Annotated in this window: 1 protein-coding gene; it reads right to left on the bottom strand. The window is 34.3% G+C overall.

The features are described from left to right. Positions 1-1,080: 1,080 nt before the first annotated feature. On the bottom strand, positions 1,081-2,073 hold the full coding sequence (locus F6K22_RS39210; RefSeq protein WP_293110391.1) for a tetratricopeptide repeat protein: 993 nt from the start codon (positions 2,071-2,073) through the stop codon (positions 1,081-1,083). Positions 2,074-2,216: the final 143 nt, after the last annotated feature.

The following is a 2,216-nucleotide window of genomic DNA, read 5'->3' as shown; positions in this document are numbered from 1 at the left end:
CTAATACTCATGGTAATGCTCTTCATTCTCATCCTCTACTCCTAAATTAATAGTTATGGGAATTGGTCTGACAGCTATTGGCATAATTATTAGGCGATAAATCCATATTTCCAGTTAAGTTTTGAGGTAACAACCATAGTAAATAATATCCAATTAAAAAAGATAGTGGGAAGTAGGGAATAGAAACCCTGACTATTTAGGGTTTGCTGAAAAAGTATTTTTAAGGAGCGGGGGAGTAGGGGAGTAGAGGAGCATTTTTTTGCCCAACTCTTGCCCAAAATGCTAACTTTTTGAGCGTTTTAGACTTTTTACCTGGTACTTTTTTCTACTCCAAAAAGGCGCTTACCTTTATCTGTCAATACTTTTAAATTTAATCAGCACCTATTTAACTAGCTATTAGCTTTCAGCATTTAGCTATCAGCTAAAAATCCAAGGGTTTAAGTCCCCCACTATATTTGAAAAATTAGTGGTGCGCTTTTTTGGGGGTTTGAATCCCCCATTATACACCGTGAAAAGCTGATTGCTGATTGCTGACTGCTGACTGCTCCTTCAATTTTCTAGTACATCGGTGCATCCATGGCAAAAAGCTTTTCTTATTACTTGCCACTTGCCAAATCAAGGTCTCCCCTATTTACTAAAAAAGTTAATCTAGCAGTATTTTGAAACTTGTATAGCATTTCTGAATAAGAGTAAAATACAGCTCTATTTTTCTTTTCTGCTGCCTGTTGCCTATTACCGAAAACCTAGTAGTCTGCCATAGAAATTATGATAGGTAATTAGATTTTAATATCTAAGTATTTTCAGAAAAGTAACTTGTCAAAATCATTGTGGCAGACTACTAGAATTTTGTACCTTACTCCTTATAGTAATTTTTCCATAAAAATCTAATGATCGCCATTAACTATATAAACATTCAGCTATTAGCTGTCAGCTATAAGCAATAATCCCATTTATCAAAAACTTTTCTACATTTTCTTGAGTGAGAGAGTAGGATAGTAGGATAGTGTGCAGGGTTTAAATAATCTTTTATCGCGCTACCAAAAGTAATAACTGATAGCTGATACGCGATGTGCTGAATGCTTACTTAACTGTTTTTCCTTTTTGTGCAAGAATAGGGTGATTTTTTTGAGTTTTTTTGAGTTTTTTATCTTGGTTATTACTGACATCTAAATTTCCTGGTGAATTAGATTTATTTTTCTCAGTCACAACTTCTTTTCCTTGTAATTCTGACAATAAAATACTACGTTTTAGCTTAGATTCTGAGTCATCTGGTTTAATAGCAAGAGCGCGGTTATAACAAGCCAAAGCTTGTTTATAGCGTTTAATTTTTTCTAAGACTATACCTTTTCTTCCCCAAGCTTCATAACTATTATTATTAATAGCAATTGTTTGGTCGTAAGCCGTCAAAGCTTCTTCATAACTTTCCAATTTTTCTAATACCCGACCTTGACATAACCAACCTTCATAACGTTCCTTTTGAATAGCAATAGCATGATTACAAGAACTTAAAGCTTCCTCATATTTTTCTAACTTCAATAATGCTTCTGCTTTACCCAGAAAAGCTTGATAACATTGGGGGTAAATTTTAATTGCTTGATTATAAGAATCAACTGCTTCTTCATGCTTTTCTAAAGCACCCAAAGCTACTCCTCGATTATGCCAAACTTCATAATCATCTGGCATTAATTTAATTGCTTGGTCATAGCAATTAACTGCTTCTTTATATTTTTCGATTTGCCACAAAACAGCACCTTTGTTGTACCAAAGTTCATATTTATCCGGTTGAATTTTCAGTGCTTGGTCATAAGAATCAATTGCCTCAGTAAAAGATTGTAACCTACCCAGTAAATTGCCTCGGTTGTACCAAATTTCAAATTTATTTGGTTGAATTTTCAGAGCTTTGTCAAAAGTAGCGATCGCTTCTTCATAGCGTTCTAACTTTCCTAACAAAGCACCTAGATTATGTAAAATATCAACATTTTTCGGCTCAATTGAAAGAGCTTGTTGATATGAAATAAGTGCCTCATTATATTGTTGTAATTTCCTGAGTAAGATACCTCGGTTTAGCCAAATTTCTACACTATCTGACTCTTAAATAATCGTCGTTATCAATTTCCCTACATATTCCCTACCCCGGACACTGAGAAAGAGAATCGGGTGATTTGTTTAAGTGGAGTCGGTAGTAGTAAGCCTTTTCATAGTCTGATGACTTCACA

Source organism: Okeania sp. SIO2F4 (genome assembly GCF_010672385.1).
Taxonomy (GTDB): Bacteria; Cyanobacteriota; Cyanobacteriia; order Cyanobacteriales; family Microcoleaceae; genus Trichodesmium.
Note: the sequence above shows the minus strand (reverse complement) of the source record. Positions and strands in the feature narration are given on the sequence as shown.